Consider the following 25,137-nt stretch of genomic DNA (forward strand, 5'->3'; position numbering starts at 1 on the left):
GGCGACGCCCGGGGCAAGGCCCGCCTTGACAGACGGGCTGCTGCGTCCTGATCTGGCCCAGGTCTTTCATCGCCGATTGGTTGGACGCCCGCCCATGCCGCTGCTGCGGACACTGCCCCTGGTCCTGTTGGACGCGGACACCTACGCCCGCCTGTGGTCCCTGCTGGATGAGGGGGAGCGGGCGCGGGCCAACCGTTTCATGTTCGAGGCCAACCGGCGGGAATATGTGGCGGCCCATGGCCTGGTGCGCCTGTGGCTGGGCCATCTGCTGGACCGTCCGCCGGCGGCCCTGGCCTTCACCCCGGTCACGGCCCAGGGCAAGCCGGGCCTGGTGGACGGCCTGCCGGACCTGGATTTCAACCTTTCCCACACCGACGGCTTGGTGGCCTGCGCCGTGACCCGGGGGCCGGGCTGCCGCGTGGGCGCGGATGTGGAGCCGGGCGGCCGCCACATCGGAGCCGACGTGGCGACGGCCATGTTCGCGGCGGAGGAGCTGGCCTGGCTGGACGCCCGACCCGCCGGCCGCTCGGGCCCCGACATGGTGGGCGTGTGGACCCTGAAGGAGGCCTACATCAAGGCGCTGGGCATGGGGCTGTCATTGCCGACCGACAGCTTCGCCATACAGCCGGATGGGCCGCGTCTGATCCGCCACGACGGTTCCCTGCCGGCGGGGCAGGCGTGCCGGCTGTGGACCCGCGACCTGCCCAGTGGTCACAAGGCGGCGGTGGCTTTGATGGGGCCCGAGGACCGCCTAGCCGTCGATCTGACGGTGGAGGAGGGGGTGTCGGATCTCTAAGCCGCAGCCTCTGGCTGCCGGGGCAAGCACCCTGCCGCACAAGCTTGTCGGTTGTATGACACCGGCCGCCCTGGCGCGGACATGGCAGCAATTCGGGGGACCTCGAGCGATTTCCCTTGTACCTGGGACCGGTCACAGCCACTTATGCGGTCTTAAGGAATGGATGAACCTCATCCGTTCCCATGCCGGGCCGCTGGGCCTGGCGGTATCCCCCGGGTGGCGCGTAGCGGTGGCGGCCAAATCGCCCCTGTGCACCCAGGGCATGCTGACCCTTTCGACACCACGCCTGCCGGCACGCGCCCGGGCAAGGGCTTGACCGCGATTTCGCAGCCGCGCACATGACCGCGGCCGGCGCGTCGCCCTGGGATTCTACGACATTGACCGCTTTCGACACCCTTTCGCTGCGTCCTGAGATTCAGGCCGCCTTGGCCCAGCTGGGCCATCACACCGCCACCCCCATCCAGGCGCGGGCCATTCCCCACGCGCTGGAGGGCCGCGACATCCTGGGCATCGCCCAGACCGGCACCGGCAAGACCGCCGCCTTCACCCTGCCCATCCTACAGCGCCTGGGCGCCGCCCCGTCGGCCCTGCCGCTGCGCATGCCCCGTGCCCTGATCCTGACGCCGACGCGTGAGCTGGCGGTGCAGATCGGCGAGAGCATCACCAACTACGGCACCGGCCTGAAGCTCAGCCACACCGTCATCCTGGGCGGCGTCGGCCAGGGCAACCAGGTGAAGGCGCTGGCCGCCGGCATCGACATCGTGGTCGCCACCCCCGGCCGCCTGCTGGACCTGATGACCCAGGGCCATGTGCGCCTGGACAAGGTCGAGGTGCTGGTGCTGGACGAGGCCGACCGCATGCTGGACATGGGCTTCATCCACAGCCTGAAGAAGATCATGGCCAAGCTGCCGTCCAACCGGCAGACGTTGTTCTTCTCCGCCACCATGCCGGGCGACGTGTCGGAACTGGCGAACAAGATGCTGCGCGATCCGCTGCGCGTGGAGGTGACGCCCGTCTCCACCACCGCCGAGCGCATCGACCAGAAGGTCATCTTCGTGCCGGCGCCGGAAAAGCGCCACGTGCTGGTCGACCTGATCCGGCGTGACACCGGCATGCAGCGCAGCATCGTCTTCACCCGCACCAAGCACGGCGCCAATCGTGTGTCGGCGCAGTTGGAGCAGGCGGGCATCGAGGCTGCCGCCATCCACGGCAACAAGTCGCAGAACGCGCGGCAGAAGGCGCTGGACGGCTTCCGCGCCGGCACCGTGCGCGTGCTGGTCGCGACCGACATCGCGGCGCGCGGCATCGACGTCGACGGTGTCACCCATGTGGTGAACTTCGACTTGCCCAACGAGCCGGAAACCTACGTCCATCGCATCGGCCGCACCGCCCGTGCCGGCGCCTCCGGCGTCGCCGTGTCGCTGTGCACGGCCGATGGCGAGGAGCGGGGCTACCTGCGGGACATCGAGAAGCTGATCCGCAAGTCCATCCCGGTGGGTGAACGGCCGGAGGCCACGCCCCAGGCCGCCGCCGCCCCGGTGAGCCGCCCGCCGCTGCCGGCCCGCCCCCCGCGCAACGGTGGTGGCAACCCCGGCCGTGGCCAGCGCCAGGGCGCGCGGGCGTCCGAGGGCCCGGCGGAAGGACGTTCGTCCGCCCGCAATGACGGCCCGCGTCCCGCCCGTCCAGACGGTGGCCGTCCGCAGCAGGCCCGCCCGGCCCAGCCGCAGGGTCCGCGTCCCGCCCAGGCGGGCCCGCGCCCCGAAGGCCGTCCGCAGGCCGCGCGTCCGGCTCAGCCCCAGGGCGCCCGTCCCGCCGCCGCCCGGCCCACCCCCCGGTCCCCGGCCCCGCGTCCCGCCCAGGACGGTGGCCGTGGCACCCCGTTCTCCAGCTTCGTGGCGGCATTGAACGCCAATGAAGACCAGCAGCAGCCGGCGCGTGAGGGCCGCGACCGTCCCCGCCGCCGCCGCTGAGCCGCGGGTCGTTTCGTAGTGTGATGGTTTTTTAGGAAGAGGAGGTCCCCATGGGCCGCAGCAGCAAGCCGAAATCCAAGTCCGTCGCCGAATTCGTCCTGTTCGATGTCCTCTATGACGATGGGTCGCGGTCGTCCAACCGCCGCGTTCCGTCCTCCGAACTGGGCGGCCTGGACGGTGACGAACCGGCGCGCGCCATCATCGAGGCGCAGGACCGCGAAATCGCCCTCATGTCCGGCAGCCCGCGCGGCCGTATCAAGTCGCTGACGCGCTCACCCGTCCGTTGAGCCGTCAGTTGGCTCCGCGCTGATCCATCCGGGTTGGCGCCCCGTATAGAAAAGCGCCCCGTGACTTGATCCCGGGGCGCTTTTTCTTTGTAACGGGGGAAGGGAGAGGCCATGGGCCCGGTGCTGCGTTATGCCGCGATTTATGCGGCCACCCTCATCACCTTCGTCGCCTTGGATGCCGTCTGGCTGACCCGCATGATCGGGTTCTACCGCCAGGTCATGGGCGACATGGTGGCGGACCAGCCGCGCGTCGGGCCGGCGGCACTGTTCTATCTGCTGATGGGCGCCGGCATCGTCTTCTTCGCTGTGGAGCCGGCGAGCCGCGCGGACTCCCCCCTGGTCCAGGCGCTGGTGCGGGGGGCGCTGTTCGGCCTGCTCACCTACGGCACCTATGACCTGACCAACCACGCGACCTTGCGGCTGTGGTCCGCGCGGTTGACGGCGCTGGACATGGCCTGGGGGGCGGTGCTAACCGCCGTGGCCGCCACGGCCGGCTGCGCCGTGGCCCTTTACTTCAGCAGGAAGCCGTAATAGCGGCCCCCGGCCGTCCGATTGACGGATTGGCCGGGGGTATAATCGAAGGTGTCGTCCAGGGTCAGGCGCGTGAAAACCGGCTTGCCCACCATGTCCAGGTGCGCCAGATCCGCGATCTCGTAATGGACATGAACCTTGCCGTTGGCCAGGGACACCATCGCCACGTCGCCGCCGATGCACACCTGGTCGTTGAACTTGGCGCGGACATAATAGGTCTCGCGGCCATCGGCCAACACCATGGATTCGATGCGGCGCACGTCCACCGGCGTCAGCGGCAATTCGATGCGGTAGAAGGACAGCACGTCGGTGCCGGTGGGGCGCGTGGTGTGCAATTCCAAGGCGCAGGCGGCCTGCAGCATCTTCTGATCGGGGCCGGGGCCCATCGGCTCCTCATGGGAGCAGCCGGCCAGTACCAAGCTGGCGCCCAGGCCCAAGACGGGCGTAATCCTCAGCCAAGCGCGCATGCCAATCCCCTTAGCGACCCTATCCCGCTATTGGACAGAGCGCCGATGGATGGTCAAGGGGCTAATCCGTGTCCACCCGGCGCGGGGGCAGGGAAAAAAGGCGCTGGTGCGCCGGCAATAGGCGGCGAAGGCGGCACCGCGCGATCGGGCCATGTGCGCCTCCAGCGGGGGAATGCCGGAGACGTGGACCAGCAGGCCATACATCATGGCCGGCCCGATGAACGCCAGCCAGCCCCAGGCCCAGGGTCCGTCGGCGGATGGCGCCAGGGCGAAGCAGGGATAGGCCAGCCAGATCAGCCATTCGAAGAAATAATTCGGATGACGCGACCACCGCCACAGCCCGACATCGCAAATACGGCCGTGGGCATTGGGGGCGTGGATGGGCGCGCGGTGGCGGAAACGGGTCAACTGGGCGTCGGCGATCCCCTCGCCGGCGATCCCCGCCAGCAAGACCAGGGTCCCCATCACGTCCAGCACGCCAAGGCCGGGAGCCGGGTTGCGCGCCGCGATATAGACCGTAACGGCCAGCAGCGCCGCCGCCACCGCCTGGCTTTGCAGGAACCAGAACAGGCGGGAGGACGCTTTCGCTCCCCAGGTCCGCATCAGTTCGGCGTAGCGCGGATCGTCACCGGCGCCCCGGGTGCGCAGGGCGATGTGGCCGGCCAGGCGGGCCGACCATAACCCGACCAGCGTGGCGACCAGAACTTGCCGGGCGCTGGTCGGCAGGGCGCCCAACGCGGCGTCGCCCACAGGGATCAGGGCGGCGCATAGACCGCCCCCACCCACGGTGAAGGACCAGGTGGCGTCCACCCACCCCGACTGTCGCGTCAGCCGCTGGACCGCCCAGGCGAGCGCCATGAGGGCGCATTGGCCTAGCGCGATGGCCAGCAGCAGCGCCAGTGGTGTCACCGGTTAAAGTCCCACCAGGGGCTGAACCAAGCGGCCCAGCAGGCTGTGGATGCGCAGCCGGCCGCGCACGGCGATCAGGCACAGGCAGTCGCTGTCCGGATCGGCCAGGGGCTGATGTTCGTCGGCCGCGTCCACCGCCGCCATGTCGCCGGAGGCGAAGCGGCCGAAGGCGTCGCTGAAAGCGCCATCGATGACGCAGGTGTATTCCATCCCGCGATGGCCGTGGGTGGGGATGGCCATGCCGGCACCCACGCGGAAAAGCATGACCTTGTAGTCCTCAGCGGGATCCATCCGCACGGCGCGACCCCGGATGCCCGGGGCGACGAAGCGCCAGGGGCCCAGCGCGCGCTGGCGCAAGGCGGGTGGCAGCGCCATGTCGGCTTTCGGCTCCGTCTTGGGGCGCGCCCTGGCCGCCGGAAGTGGCGCATCCAGCCGGGCCAGCGCCCGTTCCAGCGCATCTTCGGCCAAGGACTCCGGCCGCTGGCTGTTCAGCAGCGCGCCACCGACCGCATCCCATGCGTGAACCTGGCGGCGGCACACGGGGCAGAAGTCCAGGTGCGTGGCCACCACCAAGGCGGGGCCGCCGGGCAGTGTACCGGCCGCGTACCGCATCAGCAGGTCCGCATCGGGGTGATGGGTGGGGAGGGGAATGGACGGTGGTTTGCTCATGGCGGTGATCATGGCTTGACCCCCACCGGATCAATCAGCCCGCGCAGGCGGGCCATGGCCAGCCGTAGGCGCGATTTGACAGTCCCAAGGGGGATGCCCAGGCGGCGGGCGATATCGGGGTGGGGCGCATCTTCGAAGAAAGAAAGTCTCACGACCGCCAATTGATCCGGCGGCAGGGTGGCCAGGGTGGCCCGCAGGCGGTCGGCGATCTGCAACGCGGACAGCACCTCGTCCGCCTGTTCCGGCTCGGCCGGGGTCAGGCTTTCCTGGGCCAGCGCCGCGTCCGCCGCGCGGCTGCGGCGGGCGGCATCGATGCGCAGGTTTCGGGCGATGGTGAAGATCCAGGTGGCGGCTCGGGCGCGGGCCGGGTCGAAAATGGCCGCCTTGCGCCAGATGGTGAGCATGGCCTCCTGGGCCAGCTCCTCCGCCTCCATCGCCGGCAGGCCCGTGGTCATCAAGTAACTTTTAATGCGCGGCGCGTAGTGTCGGAACAGGGCGGCGTAGGCGGCGCGGTCGCCCTGGGTGGCGATGGCCTGCAGGTGCCGCGCATGCACATCCTCCAGCACCACAGTGGCGGCGGGCGGGGACGCAGCTGAGCCTGCCTCCGGCAAGCCCATGTCGCCACCGCCGGTCAAGCGGATGTCTCCGGCGCGTCCGTCCACAGGGCGCCCATCACCGGGCCTGCCATCTGCCGGCCGGCCATTTGGGGGCACACCATTCGGGGGCACACCATTTGGGGGCAAAGTCCAAGGCGTGCCCGGTCGGCCGGCTGACGGCCGGCGGCGCGGGAAGGAGTTGCGAAGGGTGCGAGCGTCATGCATGCCACTCTATACGAACCACGGCCGGTTCGGATCAGTCCTTTATCAACTGATCCGCTATTCCCCGTGGCGCGTATAGAAATGGCAAAGATGAACTGCCGGACGTGCGGGAGGGATGGGTCGGATGACGGGGGCGATGCGGGCCAGCGATGGGAACAGGGGGCAGGACGGGGACACCGCGTCCCGCCTGCCGGCCATCCACAGCGCCCTCTACCGGGGGGTGGTGGCGCACCGCCGTACCTGGCCGCGCCATCATTACTTACGGTATCGCGTCTGGTCCATGGTGCTCGACCTGGATGAACTGCCGGTTCTGCACCAGCGGCTGCGCCTGTTTTCGTACAACCGCTTCAACCTCCTGTCCTTCCATGACGCCGACCACGGCGATGGGTCGGGCCAGCCCTTGGGCGCCCAGGTGGCGCGCCTGCTGGCGGAGGCGGATGCCGGTTATGACGGCGGGCCCATCCGGCTGTGGTGCATGCCCCGGGTGCTGGGCTATGTCTTCAACCCCCTCAGCATCTATTTCTGTCACCGCCGCGACGGATCGCTGTGCGCCCTGGTGCATGAGGTGAACAACACCTTCGGGCTGCGCCATAGCTATGTCATCCCCGTCGATGCCGGGGCCGGGGGCCTGGTGCGCCAGCGCTGCGCCAAGCGCCTGCATGTCTCCCCCTTCATGGACATGGATGCGCGGTACGACTTCCGCATCGCGCCCCCCGCGGACAGCTTGAGCGTCGCCATTCAGGTGCGCCGGGGCCGGGAGGATCGGGGCGATGGCCCATCTGTCCCCATCCTGTCCGCCTGGTTCACCGGCCGGCGCCAGGCGTTGGACGATGCCGCCATCCTGTCCGCCTGGGCGGCGCACCCTCTGCTTACCCTCAAGGTGATGGCCGCCATCCACTGGCAGGCTCTCAAGCTGTGGCTGAAGGGTGTCGGCTTCCGTCCCAGCCCGCCGGCGCCGTCCCAGCCTGTCACCATCGTTTCTCCCGCTGACTCCGGCCTGTAGGACCTCTCCGCCCATGTCTACCTTGGATCTCTCTTCCAAATCCCCGACCTCGGCGCAGCCTTTGCGGCGGCTGGCGGCTCATTTGCTGTCGCGCGTCATGGCCCGTGTGTCGGCTGGACGGATCACGGTGCAACTGCCCGACGGCACCCGCCTGACGCGCCAGGCCGCCCATCCCGGGCCGGACGGCGTGCTGGAGATCCACCGCTGGCGGGCTGTGCGGCGCCTGGCGTTTGGCGGGGACGTGGCCTTCGCCGAGGCCTATGCCGATGGCGATTGGTCCAGCCCCGACCTGCCGGCGCTGCTGGAACTGGCGGCGCGCAACATCAGCCGGCTGGATGGCGCCTTCGCCGGCACGCCCCTGGCCCGCATGGTCAAGACTCTGGTGCATCGTGGCCGCGCCAACACGCGCAAGGGCAGCCGCCGCAACATCATGGCCCACTATGATCTGGGCAATGATTTCTACGCCCGCTGGCTGGACCGGGGCATGGCCTATTCCTCCGCCCTGTACACCGCCGCCGACCAGACGCTGGAGGCGGCGCAGGACGTCAAGCTGGACCGTATCGTGCAGCTTCTGGGCCTCAGCGGCCGGGAACAGGTGCTGGAGATCGGCTGCGGCTGGGGCGGCCTGGCGGAGCGGATCGCGCGTGCGGGCTGCCATGTCACCGGCCTGACGCTGTCGCCGTCGCAACTGGCCGTGGCCCAGGACCGGCTGGCCAAGGCCGGCCTGGAGGTCAGGGCCGACCTGCGTCTGCAGGATTACCGCGACGTCACCGGCACCTATGACCGCATCGTCTCCATCGAGATGCTGGAGGCGGTGGGCGAGCGCTACTGGCCCGTCTATTTCCAGACGCTGCGCCGGCGCCTGTCCGATCAGGGTGTCGCCGTGCTGCAGGTCATCACCATCGACGAATCCCGCTTCGAGCACTACCGCCGCGAGGTCGACTTCATCCAGCGCCACGTCTTCCCCGGCGGCATGCTGCCGTCGCCCTCGCGCCTGGTGCGGGAGGCCGAGGCCGCCGGCCTGCGCCTGGAGGGGGCGGAGACGTTCGGCGACAGCTACGCGCGCACGCTGGCGGAATGGCGCCAGCGCTTCCACGCCGCCTGGACGGATATCCACGCCATGGGCTTCCCGCCCCATTTCCGCCGGCTGTGGGACTACTACCTGGCGTACTGCGAGGCGGGTTTCCGCGCCGGCGTGATCGATGTCGGCCTGTACCGCCTGGTGCCGGCGGCCTGAGTTGGGACGAACCGTCCCTGGAGAAAAGTGAAAAGGACTGATCCGGATCAAGCGGTGCGGCCGGCACATGGTTTATGGCTGAGGCAAATCCTGATCCGGACATCGTCCCATGCACGACCACCTGTCCATGCTGCAGTCAGCGCCGTTGAGCTTGCCCGCCCTGATGGCCGCCGTGTTCATGGCCGGCCTGACGGGCGGCTTCGGCCATTGCGTCGGCATGTGCGGCCCCTTCGTGCTGGCGCAGGTGGGCGCGGGGGAGGCGGCGGGCCCGGCGCTGACACGCCCCGCCGGTGCCTTGCTGTTGCCCTATCACCTGGGCCGCATGACCACCTACGCCGCCTTGGGCGCCGTCGCCGGCGGCTTATCCGGCCTTGTCGTGCGGGCGACGGAATATCGTTGGCTGCTGGCGGTGTTTCTGGGGATCGCGGCCCTGCTGTTCCTGCGCCAGGGCCTGGCCGGGCTTGGCCGGGTGGCGCCCCGCCTGGTACGCTTGGTGCCGGCCGGGCGCTTCAGCCTGGGGACGGCGGGGGCGGCGCGCCTGACGGCGGCGCTGGCCCGGCCGCTGCGCCGGCTGTTCGCCGACCCGCGCGGCCTCAACGGCTATCTTCTCGGTGTGCTGCTGGGCTTCATCCCCTGCGGCATGGTCTATGCGGCGCTGGCGGCGGCGGTCAGCAGCGGTTCCGCCGGCGGCGGCGCGCTGGTGCTGGCGGCCTTCGCCGTGGGCACGGCCCCCAGCCTGATGACCGTGGCGGTGGCCGGCCGGGCGGTGGGACGGCAATTCAGCGGCGTCGCCGCCTGGGTCACCCCGCCGCTGATGCTGCTGAACGCGGCCTTGCTGCTCAGCCTGGCTTTTGGCGTCCTCGACCGCAGCCCGTTCTGAGCCGCTAGACGGTACAGAGCGTCCGGGCGCGTTCGATGGCCGCCATCACATCGTGGCGGCGGGTCCAGGGCAGGAAATGGCCGGCCCCCTCCAGCGTGCGCACCTCCACCGTCGCCTGGGTCAGGTGGCGCTGTAGATAGGCGACATTGCCGTAGGGCGATTCCCGGTCCGCCGTGCCGTGCAGGATGACCACGGGGCAGCGCAGCTGGCCCAGGTCGCGCGCCAGGGCGTGAAGTTCCGGCACGATGGTCAACAATTCCCGGTTGGCGTTGCGCAGCGGCCGGGGCAGCAGCCGGCGCCAGGGTTCCCGGTCCGCCCAGGGCTGCAAGGGATGCTGGTGCTCCAGGTCCGGATCGAAAGAAGTCGCCACCAGCACCAGGGCGGCCACCCGCTCCGGCTGGTCCAGCGCCAAGCGCGCCACCACGGGGCCGCCCATGGAATGGCCCACCAGGATGGCCGGCGGGTTGGCGGGGTTCAGCGCCAGCAGCGGCGCCAGCCGTCCGGCCTGGGCCTTCAGGCCGATCAAGGCTTCCCGCGGGGCGCTGTGGCCAAAGCCCGGCCGGTCTGGCGCCAGCAGCGACACCCCCTGCGGGCCGTGGCCCAGGAACCAGCGCCAGCCGCCGGCGCTGCCCGGCGTGCCGTGAACCATGATGATGGGACGGGCCGCCTGGTCCACCGGGTCCGGGCCGGCGGCCAGGACGCTCAGGCCATGGGCGCCGACGGTCAGCCGGTGGACGCTATTCATTCGGTCCCGCCGTCGCCCTGGCGATAGGGGCTTTCCGCCATCAGCGTTTCGATGTCGGCGGCGACACCTGCGCGCTCCCGCTCCACGAAATCGGCCACGGCGCGGCGCAGGCCGGGGTCGGCGATGTAGTGGGCGCTGTGGGTGGTGACCGGCAGGTAGCCGCGCTGCACCTTGTGTTCGCCCTGCGCCCCGGCTTCCACCCGCTTCAGGCCGCGCTCAATGGCGAACTCGATGGCGCGGTAGTAGCAGGCCTCGAAATGAAGGAAGGGGTAGTCGCCGGCGGAGCCCCAGTTGCGGCCGTACAGCGTGTCGTCGCCCATCAGGTTCAGGGCACCCCCCACCCAGGTGGGGCGGCCCTTGTCGTCCGGGCGGGCGGGGTCACGGGCCATGACCAGCACGACGCTGTCCGCCATCTCCGCCCCCAACTGGTGGAAGAAGTCTTCCGTCAGATAGGCCCAGCCCCATTTACGGTCGCTGGTGGCGTTGTACAGGCTGAAAAAAGCGTCCCAGTGTTCCTCGGTCAGGGCGTCCCCCGTCAGGGTCAGCACCTCCACCCCGCTGTCGGCCACCGCCTGGCGTTCCTTGCGCACCGCCTTGCGCTTGCGGCTGCTGAAGGCGCCCAGGAAGTCGGTGAAGTCGCGGTAGCCCCTGTTCTCCCAGTGGTATTGCACGCCGTGGCGGTCCAGCCAGCCGCCCTCCATCAGGGCCGCGCGATCCTCCGCCGCGGGGAAGGTGACGTGGACGGACGACAGCTTGTTGTCCACCGCGGCACTGCGCAGTGCCGCCACCATCAGCCGCCGCACGCCCTCCGGGTCCGGGCACCGGGTGTCGACCAGCAGGCGGGGCCCGGTCGCGGGCGTGAAGGGAATGGAGACTTGAAGCTTGGGATAATACGACCCGCCCACGCGCTCATAGGCGCTGGCCCAGCCTTGGTCGAAGACGTACTCGCCATAGGAATGGGACTTCAGGTACATCGGCGCCGCCCCCACCAGGCGGCCTTGGGCGTCGCGCACTGTCAGGTGCTGCGGCAGCCAGCCGGCCTTGCGTCCGACGGAGCCGCTGTCCTCCAGGATGCGCAGGAAGGCATGGCGGGTGAAGGGATGGCCGGGGTAGGCGTCGCTGGCCGCCACGCGATCCCAGTCCGCCGCTTCCAGCGCGCCAATGCGCGGGGCCACGGCCACCTTGAGACCCGCCGTCCAGTCGCTGCTTCCGTCCGCCATCACGCTATCCCGGTCCGTTCGGCACCCAGGCTAATAGTCGGGTGCCGAACGACATTTAACAAGAGCGGGCGGCGTGCAAAAGATGAAGAGGCTCAGGCCACTTCCAGGATGGCCTCGACCTCGACGGCGACGCCCAGCGGCAGGGCGGCGGCGCTGACGGCGGAGCGGGCGTGGCGGCCGGCATCGCCGAACACCTGCACGAAGGTCTCGGAGGCGCCGTTGATGACCTTGGGCTGGTCGGTGAAGTCACCGGTGGAATTGACGAAGCCCACCAGCTTGACCACCCGCACCACGCGGTCCAGGTCGCCCTCCAGGGCGGCCTTGGCCTGGGCGATCAGGTTCAGGGCGCACAGGCGGGCGGCTTCGGCGCCCTGTTCCACCGTGAAATTGTCGCCCAGCTTGCCGACGCAGCGCAGCTCCCCGTTCCAGAACGGAATCTGGCCGGACAGGAACAGGGTGTTGCCCGTGCGCACGGCCGGGACGTAGGCCGCCACCGGGATGGCCGGGGTCGGCAGCTCGATGGCGAGTTCTTTCAGACGGGCGTCGATACGGCCGGCCATGTCTTCCTCCATGATGGGATCGTTGGGATTGAAACTGCTATCGGCCGGGGACCATAGCGCCATTGGGCGCCGGCAACCAGCCACGGCGTATGAAGAGATCGCGCAAGGGGCGGGTGGTCAGCATCGCCACGGCCGCCCCCGCCACCACGTCGGACGGATAGTGCGCGCCCACCCACAGCCGCGTGGTGGCCAGGGCCAAGGCCAGCCCCACCAGCGCCAGCCGGTGGCGGGGCCACAGGGTGCCGATCGACAGAGCCAGCGCCACCAGGGTGTCGGCGTGGCCGGAGGGGAAGGAATAATAGCGGAAGCCCATGTGGAAGGGCTGGGGCCAGACGGCGCCCTCGCTCAGGAACAGGATGGGCCGGGGCCGGCCCACCGCCGCCTTCACCGCATCCACCGCCAGGCCGGACAGGGCCACGGCCAGGAAGACGAAGGCCACGGCCCCCAGCCAACGGCCCAGCCGCTCCCGTTGGGTCCCTTCCGCCTGGGCGCGCGCCGTGGTCAGCGCCAGGATCGCCAGGCCCAGGGGCACCAGGCTGTACAAGCTGTCACCCAACCGCGTCAGATGATGGCTGGTGGCCGTGACCCAATGCGGCAGCTGCGCCGCCCATAGGGCGAAGGGCCGGTCCACCCACAGCATGAGCACGGCCTCCAGCACCAGGACGCTGCCCCAGATCAGGCCCCGGGTCAGGACCGCGCGCCTCACGGCTGGGGCGTCGCCGGTGCCGGCTCGGCAGCCGGCGCGTTGACCGGCGCGCCGGCGCGGTACAGGGCCAGGTTGGCCCAGTTGCCGCGGGAGTAGTTGAAGCCGCGGAAATGCTTGACCAGTTCCGGCGACAGGCCGCGCGCGGCCAATTGGGCGGCGAAGGCTGGTTCCTCCTTGTCCCGCACCAGGGCCAGGCCGCAGCCGGGATCGTCGGCCAGATGGTTGGCCACCATGTCCGGCTCACCCAGCTTGGTCTTGGTGCCCACCAGGAACACCATGCTGGGCTCGGTGTACCCCGATGCCGCCAGGACGCTGGTCGGGCACAGGCGGTGGTCCGCCACGGCCTGGGCGATGGCGGGGCTCAGCCACATGGCCTTCAGGCTGGGCATGACCAGGCCCAGGATGCTGATCATGCTGAGTGCGCCGCCCGCGGCCACGCCCAGGGTCAGCCGCTGCAGGCAGCCAATCCGCTCCAGCACCACGAAGGCGATGCCGGTGGCCAGCGCCAGGCCGCCGGCGACGAAGCCTGCCGGCAGGTTGGTGCCTTCCAGCCGCAGCGGCGCGCCGGCACCCAGGATGGCCAGCGCCACGGTGATGACCAGGTAGACGATCACGACGGCCCAGCGGCCGATGCGGCCGGCTGTGGTCGCTTGGTCCAGCGTGCCTTGGGTGCTGCCCCGACCGGCCGCCGCCTTGGCGTCGATGCGCGACAGCAGCGCCGCCATGCCCAGGAAGGCCAGGGCGGGGAAGGTGGGCAGGACGTAGTGGGGCAGCTTGGTCGCCACCGCCTCGAAGATCAGCCAGGTGGGCACGATCCAGGCCAGGCAGAAGCGCACGGCGTCGTCATGGCGGCGGCGCCAGGCCCAGGCGGCGCCCAGGCCCACCAGCAAGCTGCCGGGCCAGAAGCTGAGCCAGAAGGTGATGAGGTAATAGCCGGGCGGGCCGGCATGCTTTTCCTGGCCGGAGTTCACTTTTCCTAAGAACTCGTGCCCGATGGCGTCGGCGAAGAACTGGCCCTTGGTGGCCACGGCGATGGCGATGGCCCAGGGCAGCACCATGGCCAGCACGATGGCCAGGCCGGGCAGGGGGCGCAGGCCCTTCAGCCAGGACCAGTCGCGGTCGGCGAAGCCCAGGGTGACGATGCTGCCCAGGACGGGCAGCAGGATGACCGGCCCCTTGATCAGGATGCCCACACCCAGCGCCACCCAGAAGGTCAACGTCAGCCCCCAGGTGGGGGGCAGGGGCTTGCGCCGGTCCAGATAGATGCGGCCCAGCGCGCCCATGGCCGCCACCACCGTGGCCAGCAACACGGCGTCGGTCTTGGCCATGCGCGCCTCGACGCCCAGCAGCACGCTGACGGCCATGAGCAGCCCGGCGCCGAAGCCGGCGGTGGCGCCGAACAGCAGCTGTCCCGCCCAGGCGGTCAGCAGCACGGCGGCGACGGCGCCGATGAGCGAGGGCAGGCGGTACGCCCAGATGGGCGTCGTTTCGGGATCATGGTCGCCGGTGACGGCCTGCACCGCCGTGACGGTGGCGCTCTGCAGCCAATGGATGCCCACGGGCTTCTTGTTGCGCGCCTCGTCCTGGAAACGGATGGAGACGAAGTCGTGCGTTTCCAGCATCTGCCGGGTCGCCTGGGCGAAGCGGCTCTCATCCCGGTCGAAGGGCGGAATGGTGGTGAAGCCCGGCAGGAAGGTGGCCAGGGCCAGCAGCGCCAGGATGACGTAGTGCGCGGGGCGCAGGACGGCGGGGCGGAAGATATCGGTCATAAAGGGGGCGTCCCGTCAGGTCGCGGCGGCGGCTTCGGCGCGCTTGTGCTTATGGATCAGGTGCAGATTGCGGGCGTAGACCACCAGGCCCGGCATCTGGCCGGCGATGATGACCAGGTCCGGCTTCAGCAGGCCGTACAGCAGCACCAGGGCGCCACCCGCCAGGCTGAAATACCAGAAGGTCACGGGCACGACGCTGCGGCCGGCGCGCTCGCTGGAAATCCACTGCACGATGAATCGCGACATGAACATCGCCTGGCCGAACAGGCCGAAGGCCGCGATCCAGCCGTTCTTGCCCAGCGCCTCCTGCCACCAGTGCGCCAGGAACTGGGCGATATGCTCCCACACCATGGCCTCAAACCTCCCGCACGGTGCCGGGCATGGTGTTCCGCCGCAGCATCCACAGCATGCCCAAGAGGTCGAAGAAGCCGACGAAGGCGCGGCCGATGTTGGTGTACTTGGACCGGCCGGCGTGGCGCTTGCGGTCGTTGATGGGCACGTTGGCCATCTTCCAGCCGCTGTAGGTCGCCACGGTGGGGATGAAGCGGTGGATGGCGTCGAACTGCGGGAGTTCCAGCATGGCGGCGCGGTGCACCAGCTTGAAGCCGCAGCCGGTGTCGGGGCAGCCGTCGCGCAGCAGGGACCGGCGGATGCCATTGCCCAGGCGCGAGGTGATCTTCTTGGCCAGGGTGTCGTCGCGGCGACGGCGGATGCCGCATACCACCTTCACCTCCGGATCCCGCTCCACCGCCGCCAGCATGGGCGCGATGTCGCGGGGGTCGTTCTGCATGTCGCCATCGACCATCATGATCCAGTCGGTCTTGGCGGCATGGCAGCCGCTGCGGATGGCGCGGCTCTTGCCCGCGCGCTGGCCGTGGCGCAGGACCCGGACGAACGGATACTTGGCCTTGGCCTGCTGCAGTTCCGCCGGGGTGCCGTCCGTGCTGCCGTCGTCGACGAACAGGACCTCATAGTCCCCGGGATAGGGCGCCACGGCTTGCAGCTCTTCCAGGAGCGGCAGGATGTTGCCCTGCTCGTTCAGGACGGAAATCAGGATGGTGTAGCGCAAACCCATCACCTCGGCGCACGAAGGGCACGAAAAAATCCGGGCTGCCGCCTCGGCAGAGGCGCCCGGGATATGTTTGGGGCAGGAAGCTACAGTTTGCCGCCAGCGTCAACAAGGGCGGCCTGCCCCGGGGTGCTGGATAGGGCAGGGGTGCCTTGCGGCGGCGCGCCTTGAAGGTCGCCGCTTTGCGAACGCCGCCGCGCCGGGGGTGTCAGGCGACGGAGGCCAAGGGCGCGTCCAGGGCCAGCACGTCCGCCAGGCTGACGCTGCGCACGCCGGCCGCCGTCCAGTCGCGCCGCGCGGCGGTGAGGGAGCCGTGCAGGTCGATGGCCCGGCAGGCGTCCTCCACGATCAGCGCCTCGAAGCCCAGGCGGGCGGCATCGGTGGCGGAGTAGGCGACGCAATAGTCCGTGGCCAGCCCCGCCAGGTAGATCCGCTGCACCCCGCGTTCACGCAGGGCGCCGGCCAGGCCGGTCGGCGTCACCCGGTCATTCTCGAAAAAGGCGGAATAGCTGTCGATATGCGGGCGGAAGCCCTTGCGCACCACCAGCTGCGCCTTGTCCACCGCCGGGGCCAGCCCGGGATGGAAGGCCGCGCCCTGCGTCCCCTGGACGCAGTGGTCCGGCCACAGCATCTGCGGCCCATAGGGCATCTGCACCATGTCGAACGGGCGATGGCCAGCATGGGCGCTGGCGAAGGAACGGTGGCCGGCCGGGTGCCAGTCCTGCGTCAGGATCACGGTGGCGAAATGGGCCGCCAGCTCATTGGCCGGGCCCACCACCGCGTCGCCGTCCGCGACGGCAAGGGCCCCGCCGGGACAAAAATCGTTCTGGATGTCGATCAGGATCAAGGCGTCGGTATCGGTGCGCATTCGGACTGCCTGGCGTTCGGGGCGGCTCCTGCGGCGGCGGGAGGCACGCGTGATGGTTTCCAGCGACTCCGCGCCCAAAGGCACCGCCGCCTTCACACGGGGAATTCATTCATCTGAAACACATCGTACATGAAAAAGCCCTCCCAAACCGCAGTTCAGGAGGGCTGATTCTTTTAGGATTATGGCCCTAGGCCCTCTGTCCGAAGGGGCCTAGGGCCAGAAGGACTTATTTCAGCACGCGGCTCCACCAACCCTTTTTCGGCTGTTCCACCGGCGGATTCAGCTCCACCGATGGATGCACCGTGGGGGCGGCTTCATCAGCCGTGGGCACCACGTCGGTCGCCGGCTCCGCCGCTACCGGTTCCGTCACCGCCGGTTCCGTCACCGCCGGTTCCGTTACCACCGCCTCGGCAACCGGCGTGTCGGTCACGGCCAGCGGGGCTTCGGCAGTAGCTTCTTCAGCAGGGACTTCGGCGGCGGGGGCGGCCTTCTTGCGGCTGCGGGTGGCGCGCTTGGGCTTGGCCGGGGCCTCTTCGACGACCGGCGCGGCCTCGGCCACCGGGGCTTCCGCCGCCGGCGCGTCGGTCACGGCCAGGGGGGCCTCGGCAGTAGCCTCTTCGGCGGCGGGGGCGGCCTTCTTGCGGCTGCGGGTGGCGCGCTTGGGCTTGGCCGGGGCCTCTTCCGCGACCGGCTCGGCGGCCGGGGCGGCGTCGACCGGGGCGGGCTCGGCCACCGGGGCGGCCACCACCTCGGCCGGGGCTTCCACCACCGGCTCGGTGGCGGGCACCGGAACGGCGGCGTCGGCGGTCACGGCATCGCCTTCGGCACCCTCGGCCGCGACGACGTCACCATCCTCACCCTCGGCGGCATCACTTCCCGTGACGTCACCCTCGGCGCCTTCACCCTCGGCACCATGGCGGCCGCGACGGCGACCGCCGCGCTTGCCGCGACGGCGCTTCTTGCGCTCGCCATTGGCGTCATCGCCATCGGCGGTTTCCAGGCCCCCGGCACCTTCGCCGTCAGCACCCTCGCCATCGGCATCCTCGCCAGCGGCGGGGTCGATGGCTTCACCGGCGACGCCGGCCTCGGCGGGCTGTTCGTCCTCGGCCGCGTCGGCGGCCTGCGGCGCGCCTTCGCCCCGCTCATGCCCACCGCCACGGCGGCGGCGGCGGCGGCGGCGGCGGTCCTGGCCGTTGCCTTCGCCATGGCCGTTCTCGGCCGTGGTTTCCTCGACCTCTTCCTCGGCGACCTCTTCCTCCACCTCATCGGCCTTTTCCAGGGCGCGGTCGGTTTCGGCGTAGATGCGCTCGGCACTGACGGCGGCAGCGGGCTGGTCGTCGGCGGCCGTGCGGGCGCGGATGCGCTCCAGACGGTGGTCCGGCGGCACCAGGCTGTCGTCGGTCGACAGGAAGACGCGCAGGCCATAGCGGCGCTCGATGGCCGTCAGGGCGTCGCGCTTCTGGTTAAGGATGTACAGGGTGACCGAGCTGGCGGCCGTCACCGTGATTTCGGTGGACCGGCGGCGGATGCCCTCATCCTCGATGGCCCGCAGCACGGCCAGGGCCGCGCTTTCCAGCGACCGCACCATGCCGGTGCCCTCGCAGTGCGGGCAACGCTCGAAGTTGATTTCCTGCAGGCTGGGGCGCAGCCGCTGGCGCGACAGCTCCATCAGGCCGAAGGGCGAGATGCGGCCCAGCTGGATGCGCGCCCGGTCGGCCTTCATGGCCTCCTTCAGGCGCTTCTCGACCGCGGCGTTGTTGCGGCCGTCCTCCATGTCGATGAAGTCGATGACGATCAGGCCGGCCAGGTCGCGCAGGCGCAGCTGGCGGGCCACCTCCTCGGCGGCCTCCAGGTTGGTGCGCACCGCCGTCTCCTCGATGTTCCGCTCCTTGGTGGAGCGGCCGGAGTTCACGTCGATGGCGACCAGGGCTTCCGTCTGGTTGATGACGATGTACCCGCCGGAGCGCAACTGCACCACCGGGTTGAACATGGCGTCGATCTGGTTTTCCACCTGGAAGCGGTGGAACAGCGGAATGTCGTCCGTGTAGGGCTGGATCTTCTTGGCGTGGCTGGGCATCAGCATGCGCATGAAGTCCTTGGCGGTGCGGTAGCCCGCAGCACCTTCCACATGCACTTCGTCGATGTCGCTGGCGTACAGGTCGCGGATGGACCGCTTGATGAGATTCGCTTCCTCATAAATCAGCGCCGGCGCCACCGCCTGCATGGTCTGCTCGCGGATATTGTCCCACAGACGCATCAGGTACTCGAGGTCGCGCTTGATCTCCTGCTTGGACCGTTCCATGCCCGCGGTGCGCAGGATGACGGCCATGCCTTTCGGAATGTCCAGCTCCTCCAGCAACTCCTTCAGGCGCTTGCGGTCCTGCGGGTTGGTGATCTTGCGGGAAATGCCGCCGCCCCGGGGGGTGTTGGGCATCAGCACGCAGTAGCGGCCGGGCAGCGACAGATAGGTGGTCAGGGCGGCACCCTTGGTGCCGCGCTCTTCCTTCGTCACCTGCACCAGCAGGATCTGCCGGCGGCGGATGACTTCCTGGATCTTGTAGGACCGCAGCGAGCGGGGGCGGCGGCGCTCCTCGCCCTCGTCCTCGGCGTGCGCGGCCTCGCCATGGCCGTTTTCCTGGGGCGCGCGGTCGCCGTTGCGGTCGCCCCGCTCCCGGCCGCGGCGGCCGCGGCGGCCACGATGACGGCGGCGGTCGGCGGCCTGGCGGCTCGCGTCGCCTTCACCGGTTTCGCCATCGGCGTCGGCGCTCTCACCATCGCCGCCCTCATCACCCTCGGCATCGCCGTCGGTGTCGTCGTCCTCGCCGTCACCCTCGACGTATTCCGCCGTCTCGCCATCGGCGTCGCCGCTGGCGGCGTGCTCGGCGGACAGTTCCTCGGTGATGTAGGGCTGCTCGATGGTCAGCGGCTGCGCCGGCGGCACATAGGCGTCTTCGGGGTGCCCCTCCGGCACCACCAGGTCGGTGGCCACCGTCTCATGGGCGCCCACCTCGTCCGCGACCGCCTCATAAGCGGCGGCGGGTTTGGCCTGGGCGTCGTCATAGCTGACGGCGGAGGCGCCGGCTTCCAGCAGGGGCGGATGCTCCGCCGCGTGCAGGGCCTCCTCCTCCTCGTGCTCCAGCGCCTCGCGCTCCCGCTCCAGTTCCTCCTGCTCGCGCAGCAGGGCCTCGCGGTCGGCGACCGGGATGCGGTAGTAGTCGGGATGGATTTCAGAGAAGGCGAGGAAGCCGTGGCGGTTGCCGCCGTACTCCACGAAGGCCGCCTGCAACGACGGCTCCACCCGGATCACCTTGGCAAGATAGATATTGCCCTTCAGCTGCTTCCGGCTGGCGATTTCGAAATCAAGCTCATCGAGCTTGTTACCGTTGACGACGACGACCCGGGTCTGCTCCGGATGCGTGGCGTCGACAAGCATACGCTTGGCCATTTTTTATCCTCATGGCACAGGGACGGCATGCCCGCACGACGGACGGGCCCACCGGTGTGCCACCGTTTAGTGCCGAAGCGTTGGGTCCCCATCGCCGCCGAGCGAAGAACACCCCGAAACGGCGCTTCCAGGAAGCGGCCAGCGGGGGGCGGGCGACACGGACCTGGCGCCAACCCCAATCCTTATCAAGGGGGCCGGCGCCGGCTTCGTGGTTTCACAGGACCGAGCATCCCATCAAGCGTCACACCCACGGATCGCATCGCAGCGGACTTGGCTGGCTGCGGCACGAGACCCGGGGGCGACGCCCCTACCCCGGGGAGGGGCAGGCCAGGATACTGGTTGTCGCGAATTCAAGATAAACACGGGGTGGCCCATACTACAATGAAAGAATCACGGGCGGGCTCGGGGGCTGATGGCGACCCGGCCTTGTTCGGACGGGCGGGGCGGGGTGGGGCCGCCCCGCCGCCGCCGCGCGCCCGCCGTTTCTTAGCCAGAATCTCATGATCATGCTTGAAGCGATTGATTCGTCGGCGGTATAAGGCCCATTGGTAAGGCCCGTCTCGTCTCGTTCGGGGGGAACCTGTCTTGTCCGCCTTTGGGCGTCGACATCATCTGTTCTTGGCATATCGGGGGAGGCGGCGCGCACCCCTCGCGGGCGCCCTGGTGGGCGCGGCGATTGTGGCTGGGCTCTCCCTGATTTCGCCCTGGGCCGCCCCCTCGGCGGCAGCCGGCAGCCTGGGGACCCTGGGCGGCCTGGATGTCGCGCAGGCGCAGTCGTTGCGCATGCCCTCCGCGCCCAACCGCAGCGCCGTCCTGGCCGTGCGGCTGGGCCTGCAAGGGGACCAGACCCGGTTCGTGCTGGAGATGAGCGCCCGCACCGACTACCGCGTCACCACGTCCGTCAGCCCGACGCAGGTGGTGATCGACCTGCCGGCCGTGAACTGGCAGGCAGCGCTGCCTGGCGCCGGCCGAGGCCTGGTCAAGGCGATCCGCATGACCAACAGCCTGACCGGCTCCGCCCAGGTGGTGCTGGAAACCGACGGCCCGGTGCGCGTGGCCAACGCCGATTTCCTGCCGGCGCGGGACGGCCATCCACCCCGCCTGGTGCTGGATCTGGCCCATGGTGACCTGGGCAGCCTGATGGCCGCCGTCGCCGGCCCGTCCGCCCCGCCGCCACCGCCCACCGCCCGGACGGAGGAAACCCCGGCCGTCGCCGTTCTGCCCGACGCGCCGCGCGCCGATCTGCCGCCATCGGCGGGAGCGGGGGGCGCCGTCGTGCCGGCCGCCAACCGCATCGGCGCCCTGCCGCCCCAGCCGGCGCCCAAGGCGGATCCGGTGGTGGTTGTGCCACCTTCGCCGGGAGCCAAGCCCACCCTGCGCGACCGCACGCCGCTGATCGTCCTGGACCCCGGCCATGGTGGCGACGATCCCGGCGCCACCGCCGTCACTGGCGTCTATGAGAAGGACATCACGCTGGCCATGGCCCGGGCGGTGGCCCGCGCGCTGGAGGCCACCGGCCGCTATCGCGTGGCGCTGACCCGCGACAGCGACGTCTTCATCCCCCTGCGGGATCGCCCGGGCAAGGCGCGGGCGCTGGGCGCCGACCTGTTCATCTCCCTGCATGCCGACATCGTGGTGGGCCGTTCCGTGCGGGGCCTGTCGGTCTACACCCTGTCGGACAAGGCCACCGACCGCGAGGCCGACATGCTGGCCCAGCGGGAGAACCGGTCCGACGCCATTGCCGGCCTGGACTTGGCGGACCAGAGCACCCAGGTGGCCAGCATCCTGATCGACCTGGCGCAGCGCGACACCCGCAACCAGTCGCGGCGCCTGGCCAACCTGGTGGTGGACTCGGTGGGGCGGGACATCGCGCTGCTGAACTCACCCTTGCGCTCCGCCGGTTTCGCCGTGCTGACGGCGCCGGACGTGCCCGCCATCCTGGTGGAGATGGGCTACCTGTCCCACCCCACCGACGCCCGCCTGTTGACCACGGACAGCCACCGCCGGCGTTTCGCCGCCGACATGGTGCGCGCCATCGACAGCTATTTCGGCCCCCGGCGGCCCGCAGGACGCAAGTAGGCCTCCCGCAAATAAGCCACAGTCGCGTCGCGATAGCTTGCGGCGGCAGTCGTGCGCCTGGGGCATGCGCGCCGCCGCCGGCCGGACGGCGACAGGGCGGGCGCTTCCTGCTAGGGTGCCGCGGTCTTTTGGTCTTATCGCCCGCGGGTGTTGGTCGGTTCCATGCGCATTATCGTCAAGCTGTTGGTCGTGCTGTTGATTCTGGCGGGGGCCGGCTGTGTCGGCCTCTACCTGGGCTATCGCCATTACGCGGCCGACCTGCCGGACTATCACCAGTTGGTGGATTACCAGCCGCCCACGGCCACGCGGGTGCAGGCCGGCGACGGCCGGATGATCGCGGAGTTCGCGGCGGAGCGGCGGGTGTTCGTGCCCATCAGCCTGATCCCCAAGCGCGTGCGCCAGGCCTTCGTCTCGGCCGAGGACCAGAACTTCTATCAGCATGGCGGCGTGGACTGGCTGGCCATCGCCCGCGCCATGGCCACCAACGTGGAACGGGTGGGGCAGGACCGGCGGCCCATCGGCGCCAGCACCATCACCCAGCAGGTGACGCGCCTGTTCCTGCTGAACAACGAGGTCAGCTACGTCCGCAAGATCAAGGAGGCCATCCTCTCCTACCGGATCGAGGACGCGCTGTCCAAGGACCGCATCCTTGAGCTGTACCTGAACGAGATTTTCCTGGGCAACCGCTCCTTCGGTGTGGCCGCCGCCGCGCTGAACTACTTCAATAAGTCGCTGGATGAGCTGACGGTGGATGAGGCGGCCTTCCTGGCCAGCCTGCCCAAGGCGCCGGACCGCTACTACCGCGACCGCTTCCACGACGCCGCCATCGCCCGCCGCAACTACGTGCTGGGCCGCATGGCGGAGGATGGCTACATCACCACCGCCGAGGCCAAGGAGGCGCAGGCCCGGCCGCTGACCTTCCGCGACCGCCATGCCGAGGGCCAGGTCGACGCCGATTACTTCGTGGAGGAGGTGCGGCGCGAGCTGCTGTCCGTCTACGGCGAATCCAAACTGTATGAGGGCGGCCTGTCCATCCGCACCACCCTCGATCCCAAGCTGCAGCAGGCGGCGGTGGAGGCCCTGCGCCATGGGCTGGAGGCGTTCGACCGCCGCAAGGGCTGGCGCGGCCCCGTGGCCCACCTGGACGGTCCGGCCAACTGGCAGGACCAGTTGGCCAAGGCGACCCTGCCGGCCGGTGGCGAACGCTGGCAGTTGGCCGTGGTGCTGAAGGCCGACGGGGAAGAGGCCGCCATTGGCCTGAAGGACGGCAGCCAGGGCAAGCTGCAGCCGGCCGACGTGCGCTGGGCCAAGCGCGCCACCGCGCTGACGCCCGGCGACCTCATCATGGTCGATGCCGCGATGTCGGAGGCCAAGCCCGCGTCGAAGGGCCAGAAGGCGGAAGAGCCGGCGCCCATCCCCGGCGTTTACGCCCTGCGGCAGATTCCCGAGCTGCAAGGCGCCGTCGTGGCTATGGACCCGCGCACCGGCCGCGTGCTGGCCATGAGCGGCGGCTTCAGCGCCCGCATCAGCGCCTTCAACCGCGCCACCCAGGCCAACCGTCAGCCCGGCTCCGCCTTCAAGCCCTTCGTCTACCTGGCGGCGCTGGACCGGGGCTTCACCCCCTCCAGCCTGGTGCTGGACGCGCCTTTCTCCCTGGAACAAGGGCCGGGGCAGGAGAAGTGGCGGCCCAGCAACTACACCGACCAGTTCTACGGCCCCACGCCGCTGCGCGTGGGCATCGAGAAATCGCGCAACGTCATGACCGTGCGCCTGGCGCAGAACATCGGCATGCCGGCGGTGGTGAACGAGGCCAAGCTGTTCGGCATCAGTGACCATCTGGCGCCGGAACTGTCCATGGCGCTGGGCGCCGGCGAGACCACGGTGCTGAAGCTGACCACCGCCTACGCCATGCTGGACAACGGCGGCAAGCGCATCACCCCCACCTTCGTCGACCGCGTGCAGGACGCCAGCGGCAAGACCATCTACCGCCACGACCAGCGGGCCTGCGAGGGCTGCCAACTCACGCCCGGGTCCGTCGCCCCCACCGCCGACGTGGGCGCTGTGCCGGATGTGCCCGACACGCGCGAGCAGATCGAGGACCCCCGCACCGTCTACCAGATCGTCAACATCCTGCAGGGCGTGGTCGATCGCGGCACGGCGGCGTCGCTGCGCGTGCTGGGCAAGACCCTGGCGGGCAAGACCGGCACCACCAACGACAGTCAGGACGCCTGGTTCGTCGGCTTCTCCCCCGACCTGGTGTTCGGCGTCTTCACCGGCTACGACCAGCCGCGCTCCCTGGGCGACCATGAGACGGGCGCCTCGGTCGCCGTGCCCATTTTCAGGGAGTTCATGGCGACGGCGCTGGCCGACAAGCCCTCGCTGCCCTTCCGCGTGCCGCCCGGCGTGCGTCTGGTGCGCGTGAACCCCGAGACCGGCCGCCTGGCCGAACCCGGCGACCGCAAGGCCATCTGGGAAGCCTTCATTCCCGGCACCGAACCCAAAGGCGGCGAAGGCGTGCTGGACGGCGGCGACGGCGGCAGCGTCTGGGTGCAGGCGACGCCAGCGGCGCAGCAGCAGGGCACGCAGATGGGAACCGGGACGGGGACTGTTTATTAAGTGTGCCTCAGGCGCTGATGTCCCCATCCCGGACGCCGGCGATCACGGAGGCTACATTATAGCCGTTGCCCTGGATGATTCGGGCGTCGGGTTCCCCCAGTTCGGCCGCACGGTCGATCCATCGCTTCATTTCATGCTCATCCCCCCGTTCACGGGCGATCATGGCGATGTTCCAGGCCGCGTCGGGGCTGCCGAAGTCATTGGCCAGAAGCAGCCATTTCATGGCCGCATCGGATGTCGTTGTTTCTTCCGACAGATACAAACCCAAGAACACGATGGCTGACCGGTCACCGCCTTCGGCCATTCTGGTCAGACGTTCCAGGCCCTTCTGGCGATCCTCATTGACCAGCCGAATGATGGGCTCGAGAGCGTCTGTTATTTGCGGGGTGAAGCTCATAATCTTTCCGTGAAGCCGTGAATGTGGGCTCTCTGGACAAGGATTATCTTCTAGTTGATCTTCGGCTACCCGACCATGGGGTTGCGTGAAAACAAA

Annotated in this window: 23 protein-coding genes; 9 read left to right on the top strand and 14 right to left on the bottom strand. The window is 69.7% G+C overall.

The annotated features are described in order from the left end of the window. The first annotated feature begins 94 nt into the window (after positions 1 to 94). The 4 genes from ULB03_RS21295 to ULB03_RS21310 all read left to right on the top strand — a co-directional run bounded on the left by ULB03_RS21295 (position 95) and on the right by ULB03_RS21310 (position 3,584). Positions 95 to 796, top strand: coding sequence for a 4'-phosphopantetheinyl transferase family protein (locus ULB03_RS21295; protein ID WP_322485078.1), 702 nt, complete (start codon positions 95 to 97; stop codon positions 794 to 796). A gap of 377 nt (positions 797 to 1,173) precedes the next feature. Next, positions 1,174 to 2,766 carry a DEAD/DEAH box helicase gene (locus ULB03_RS21300; RefSeq protein WP_322485079.1) on the top strand — a complete coding sequence of 531 codons (1,593 nt, stop codon included), beginning with the start codon at positions 1,174 to 1,176 and terminating at the stop codon, positions 2,764 to 2,766. A 50-nt stretch (positions 2,767 to 2,816) separates the two neighbouring features. Next, the gene (locus tag ULB03_RS21305; protein WP_322485080.1) at positions 2,817 to 3,053 is read left to right on the top strand and encodes a hypothetical protein; all 237 of its coding nucleotides are present in this window, start codon (positions 2,817 to 2,819) and stop codon (positions 3,051 to 3,053) included. Between the two features lie 111 nt (positions 3,054 to 3,164). After that, complete coding sequence (locus ULB03_RS21310; protein WP_322485081.1) at positions 3,165 to 3,584, top strand: DUF2177 family protein; 420 nt, start codon at positions 3,165 to 3,167, stop codon at positions 3,582 to 3,584. On the opposite strand, the gene ULB03_RS21315 is transcribed toward ULB03_RS21310, so the two are convergent. Genes ULB03_RS21315 through ULB03_RS21330 form a run of 4 tightly spaced genes read right to left on the bottom strand, consistent with a single transcriptional unit; the run spans position 3,563 to position 6,264 of the window. Then, entirely contained in the window at positions 3,563 to 4,051 is a 489-nt protein-coding gene (locus ULB03_RS21315; RefSeq protein WP_322485082.1) for a hypothetical protein, read from the bottom strand. The genes ULB03_RS21310 and ULB03_RS21315 overlap by 22 nt on opposite strands. Positions 4,052 to 4,078: 27 nt before the next feature. Further along, on the bottom strand, positions 4,079 to 4,960 hold the full coding sequence (locus tag ULB03_RS21320; protein ID WP_322485083.1) for a DUF1295 domain-containing protein: 882 nt from the start codon (positions 4,958 to 4,960) through the stop codon (positions 4,079 to 4,081). Between the two features lie 3 nt (positions 4,961 to 4,963). Further along, the gene (locus ULB03_RS21325) at positions 4,964 to 5,629 is read right to left on the bottom strand and encodes a ChrR family anti-sigma-E factor (protein ID WP_322485084.1); all 666 of its coding nucleotides are present in this window, start codon (positions 5,627 to 5,629) and stop codon (positions 4,964 to 4,966) included. An 8-nt stretch (positions 5,630 to 5,637) separates the two neighbouring features. Continuing rightward, the gene (locus tag ULB03_RS21330) at positions 5,638 to 6,264 is read right to left on the bottom strand and encodes a sigma-70 family RNA polymerase sigma factor (protein ID WP_322485085.1); all 627 of its coding nucleotides are present in this window, start codon (positions 6,262 to 6,264) and stop codon (positions 5,638 to 5,640) included. Positions 6,265 to 6,571: 307 nt separating this feature from the next. Here ULB03_RS21330 and ULB03_RS21335 point away from each other — a divergent pair, with 307 nt between their 5' ends. From ULB03_RS21335 to ULB03_RS21345, 3 genes are all read left to right on the top strand, one after another. After that, a complete protein-coding gene (locus ULB03_RS21335) occupies positions 6,572 to 7,450 on the top strand; it encodes a DUF1365 domain-containing protein (RefSeq protein ID WP_322485086.1) in 879 nt (292 codons plus the stop codon). A gap of 13 nt (positions 7,451 to 7,463) precedes the next feature. Next, entirely contained in the window at positions 7,464 to 8,687 is a 1,224-nt protein-coding gene (locus ULB03_RS21340; RefSeq protein ID WP_322485087.1) for a cyclopropane-fatty-acyl-phospholipid synthase family protein, read from the top strand. A gap of 109 nt (positions 8,688 to 8,796) precedes the next feature. Next, positions 8,797 to 9,567, top strand: a complete 771-nt coding sequence (locus ULB03_RS21345) for a sulfite exporter TauE/SafE family protein (protein WP_322485088.1) — start codon at positions 8,797 to 8,799, stop codon at positions 9,565 to 9,567. Positions 9,568 to 9,571: 4 nt separating this feature from the next. Here ULB03_RS21345 and ULB03_RS21350 read toward each other — a convergent pair whose 3' ends face one another. From ULB03_RS21350 to ULB03_RS21390, 9 genes are all read right to left on the bottom strand, one after another. Beyond that, complete coding sequence (locus ULB03_RS21350; RefSeq protein ID WP_322485089.1) at positions 9,572 to 10,312, bottom strand: alpha/beta fold hydrolase; 741 nt, start codon at positions 10,310 to 10,312, stop codon at positions 9,572 to 9,574. Next, positions 10,309 to 11,532, bottom strand: a complete 1,224-nt coding sequence (locus tag ULB03_RS21355) for a GNAT family N-acetyltransferase (RefSeq protein WP_322485090.1) — start codon at positions 11,530 to 11,532, stop codon at positions 10,309 to 10,311. The genes ULB03_RS21350 and ULB03_RS21355 overlap by 4 nt, the downstream gene beginning before the upstream one ends. Before the next feature lie 92 nt (positions 11,533 to 11,624). Further along, a complete protein-coding gene (locus ULB03_RS21360; protein ID WP_322485091.1) occupies positions 11,625 to 12,092 on the bottom strand; it encodes a RidA family protein in 468 nt (155 codons plus the stop codon). A 37-nt stretch (positions 12,093 to 12,129) separates the two neighbouring features. After that, positions 12,130 to 12,798, bottom strand: a complete 669-nt coding sequence (locus tag ULB03_RS21365; protein WP_322485092.1) for a phosphatase PAP2 family protein — start codon at positions 12,796 to 12,798, stop codon at positions 12,130 to 12,132. Next, a complete protein-coding gene (locus ULB03_RS21370) occupies positions 12,795 to 14,567 on the bottom strand; it encodes an ArnT family glycosyltransferase (protein ID WP_322485093.1) in 1,773 nt (590 codons plus the stop codon). The genes ULB03_RS21365 and ULB03_RS21370 overlap by 4 nt, the downstream gene beginning before the upstream one ends. A gap of 15 nt (positions 14,568 to 14,582) precedes the next feature. Further along, on the bottom strand, positions 14,583 to 14,918 hold the full coding sequence (locus tag ULB03_RS21375) for a lipid-A-disaccharide synthase N-terminal domain-containing protein (RefSeq protein WP_145729386.1): 336 nt from the start codon (positions 14,916 to 14,918) through the stop codon (positions 14,583 to 14,585). Between the two features lie 4 nt (positions 14,919 to 14,922). Next, a complete protein-coding gene (locus ULB03_RS21380; RefSeq protein ID WP_246130102.1) occupies positions 14,923 to 15,636 on the bottom strand; it encodes a glycosyltransferase family 2 protein in 714 nt (237 codons plus the stop codon). A gap of 208 nt (positions 15,637 to 15,844) precedes the next feature. Next, entirely contained in the window at positions 15,845 to 16,504 is a 660-nt protein-coding gene (gene pncA, locus ULB03_RS21385) for a bifunctional nicotinamidase/pyrazinamidase (protein ID WP_322485094.1), read from the bottom strand. Positions 16,505 to 16,730: 226 nt separating this feature from the next. Continuing rightward, positions 16,731 to 19,949 carry an Rne/Rng family ribonuclease gene (locus tag ULB03_RS21390; RefSeq protein ID WP_322485095.1) on the bottom strand — a complete coding sequence of 1,073 codons (3,219 nt, stop codon included), beginning with the start codon at positions 19,947 to 19,949 and terminating at the stop codon, positions 16,731 to 16,733. Positions 19,950 to 20,627: 678 nt separating this feature from the next. On the opposite strand from ULB03_RS21390, the gene ULB03_RS21395 reads away from it, so the two are divergent. Continuing rightward, positions 20,628 to 22,028, top strand: coding sequence for an N-acetylmuramoyl-L-alanine amidase (locus ULB03_RS21395; protein WP_322485096.1), 1,401 nt, complete (start codon positions 20,628 to 20,630; stop codon positions 22,026 to 22,028). A 162-nt stretch (positions 22,029 to 22,190) separates the two neighbouring features. After that, entirely contained in the window at positions 22,191 to 24,644 is a 2,454-nt protein-coding gene (locus ULB03_RS21400; protein ID WP_322485097.1) for a penicillin-binding protein 1A, read from the top strand. Between the two features lie 7 nt (positions 24,645 to 24,651). Here the strand turns inward: ULB03_RS21400 and ULB03_RS21405 are convergent, their stop codons facing one another. Beyond that, positions 24,652 to 25,041, bottom strand: coding sequence for an SEL1-like repeat protein (locus ULB03_RS21405; protein ID WP_322485098.1), 390 nt, complete (start codon positions 25,039 to 25,041; stop codon positions 24,652 to 24,654). Positions 25,042 to 25,137: the final 96 nt, after the last annotated feature.

It is taken from the genome of Nitrospirillum goiasense, from assembly GCF_034427435.1.
Classification (GTDB): domain Bacteria; phylum Pseudomonadota; class Alphaproteobacteria; order Azospirillales; family Azospirillaceae; genus Nitrospirillum.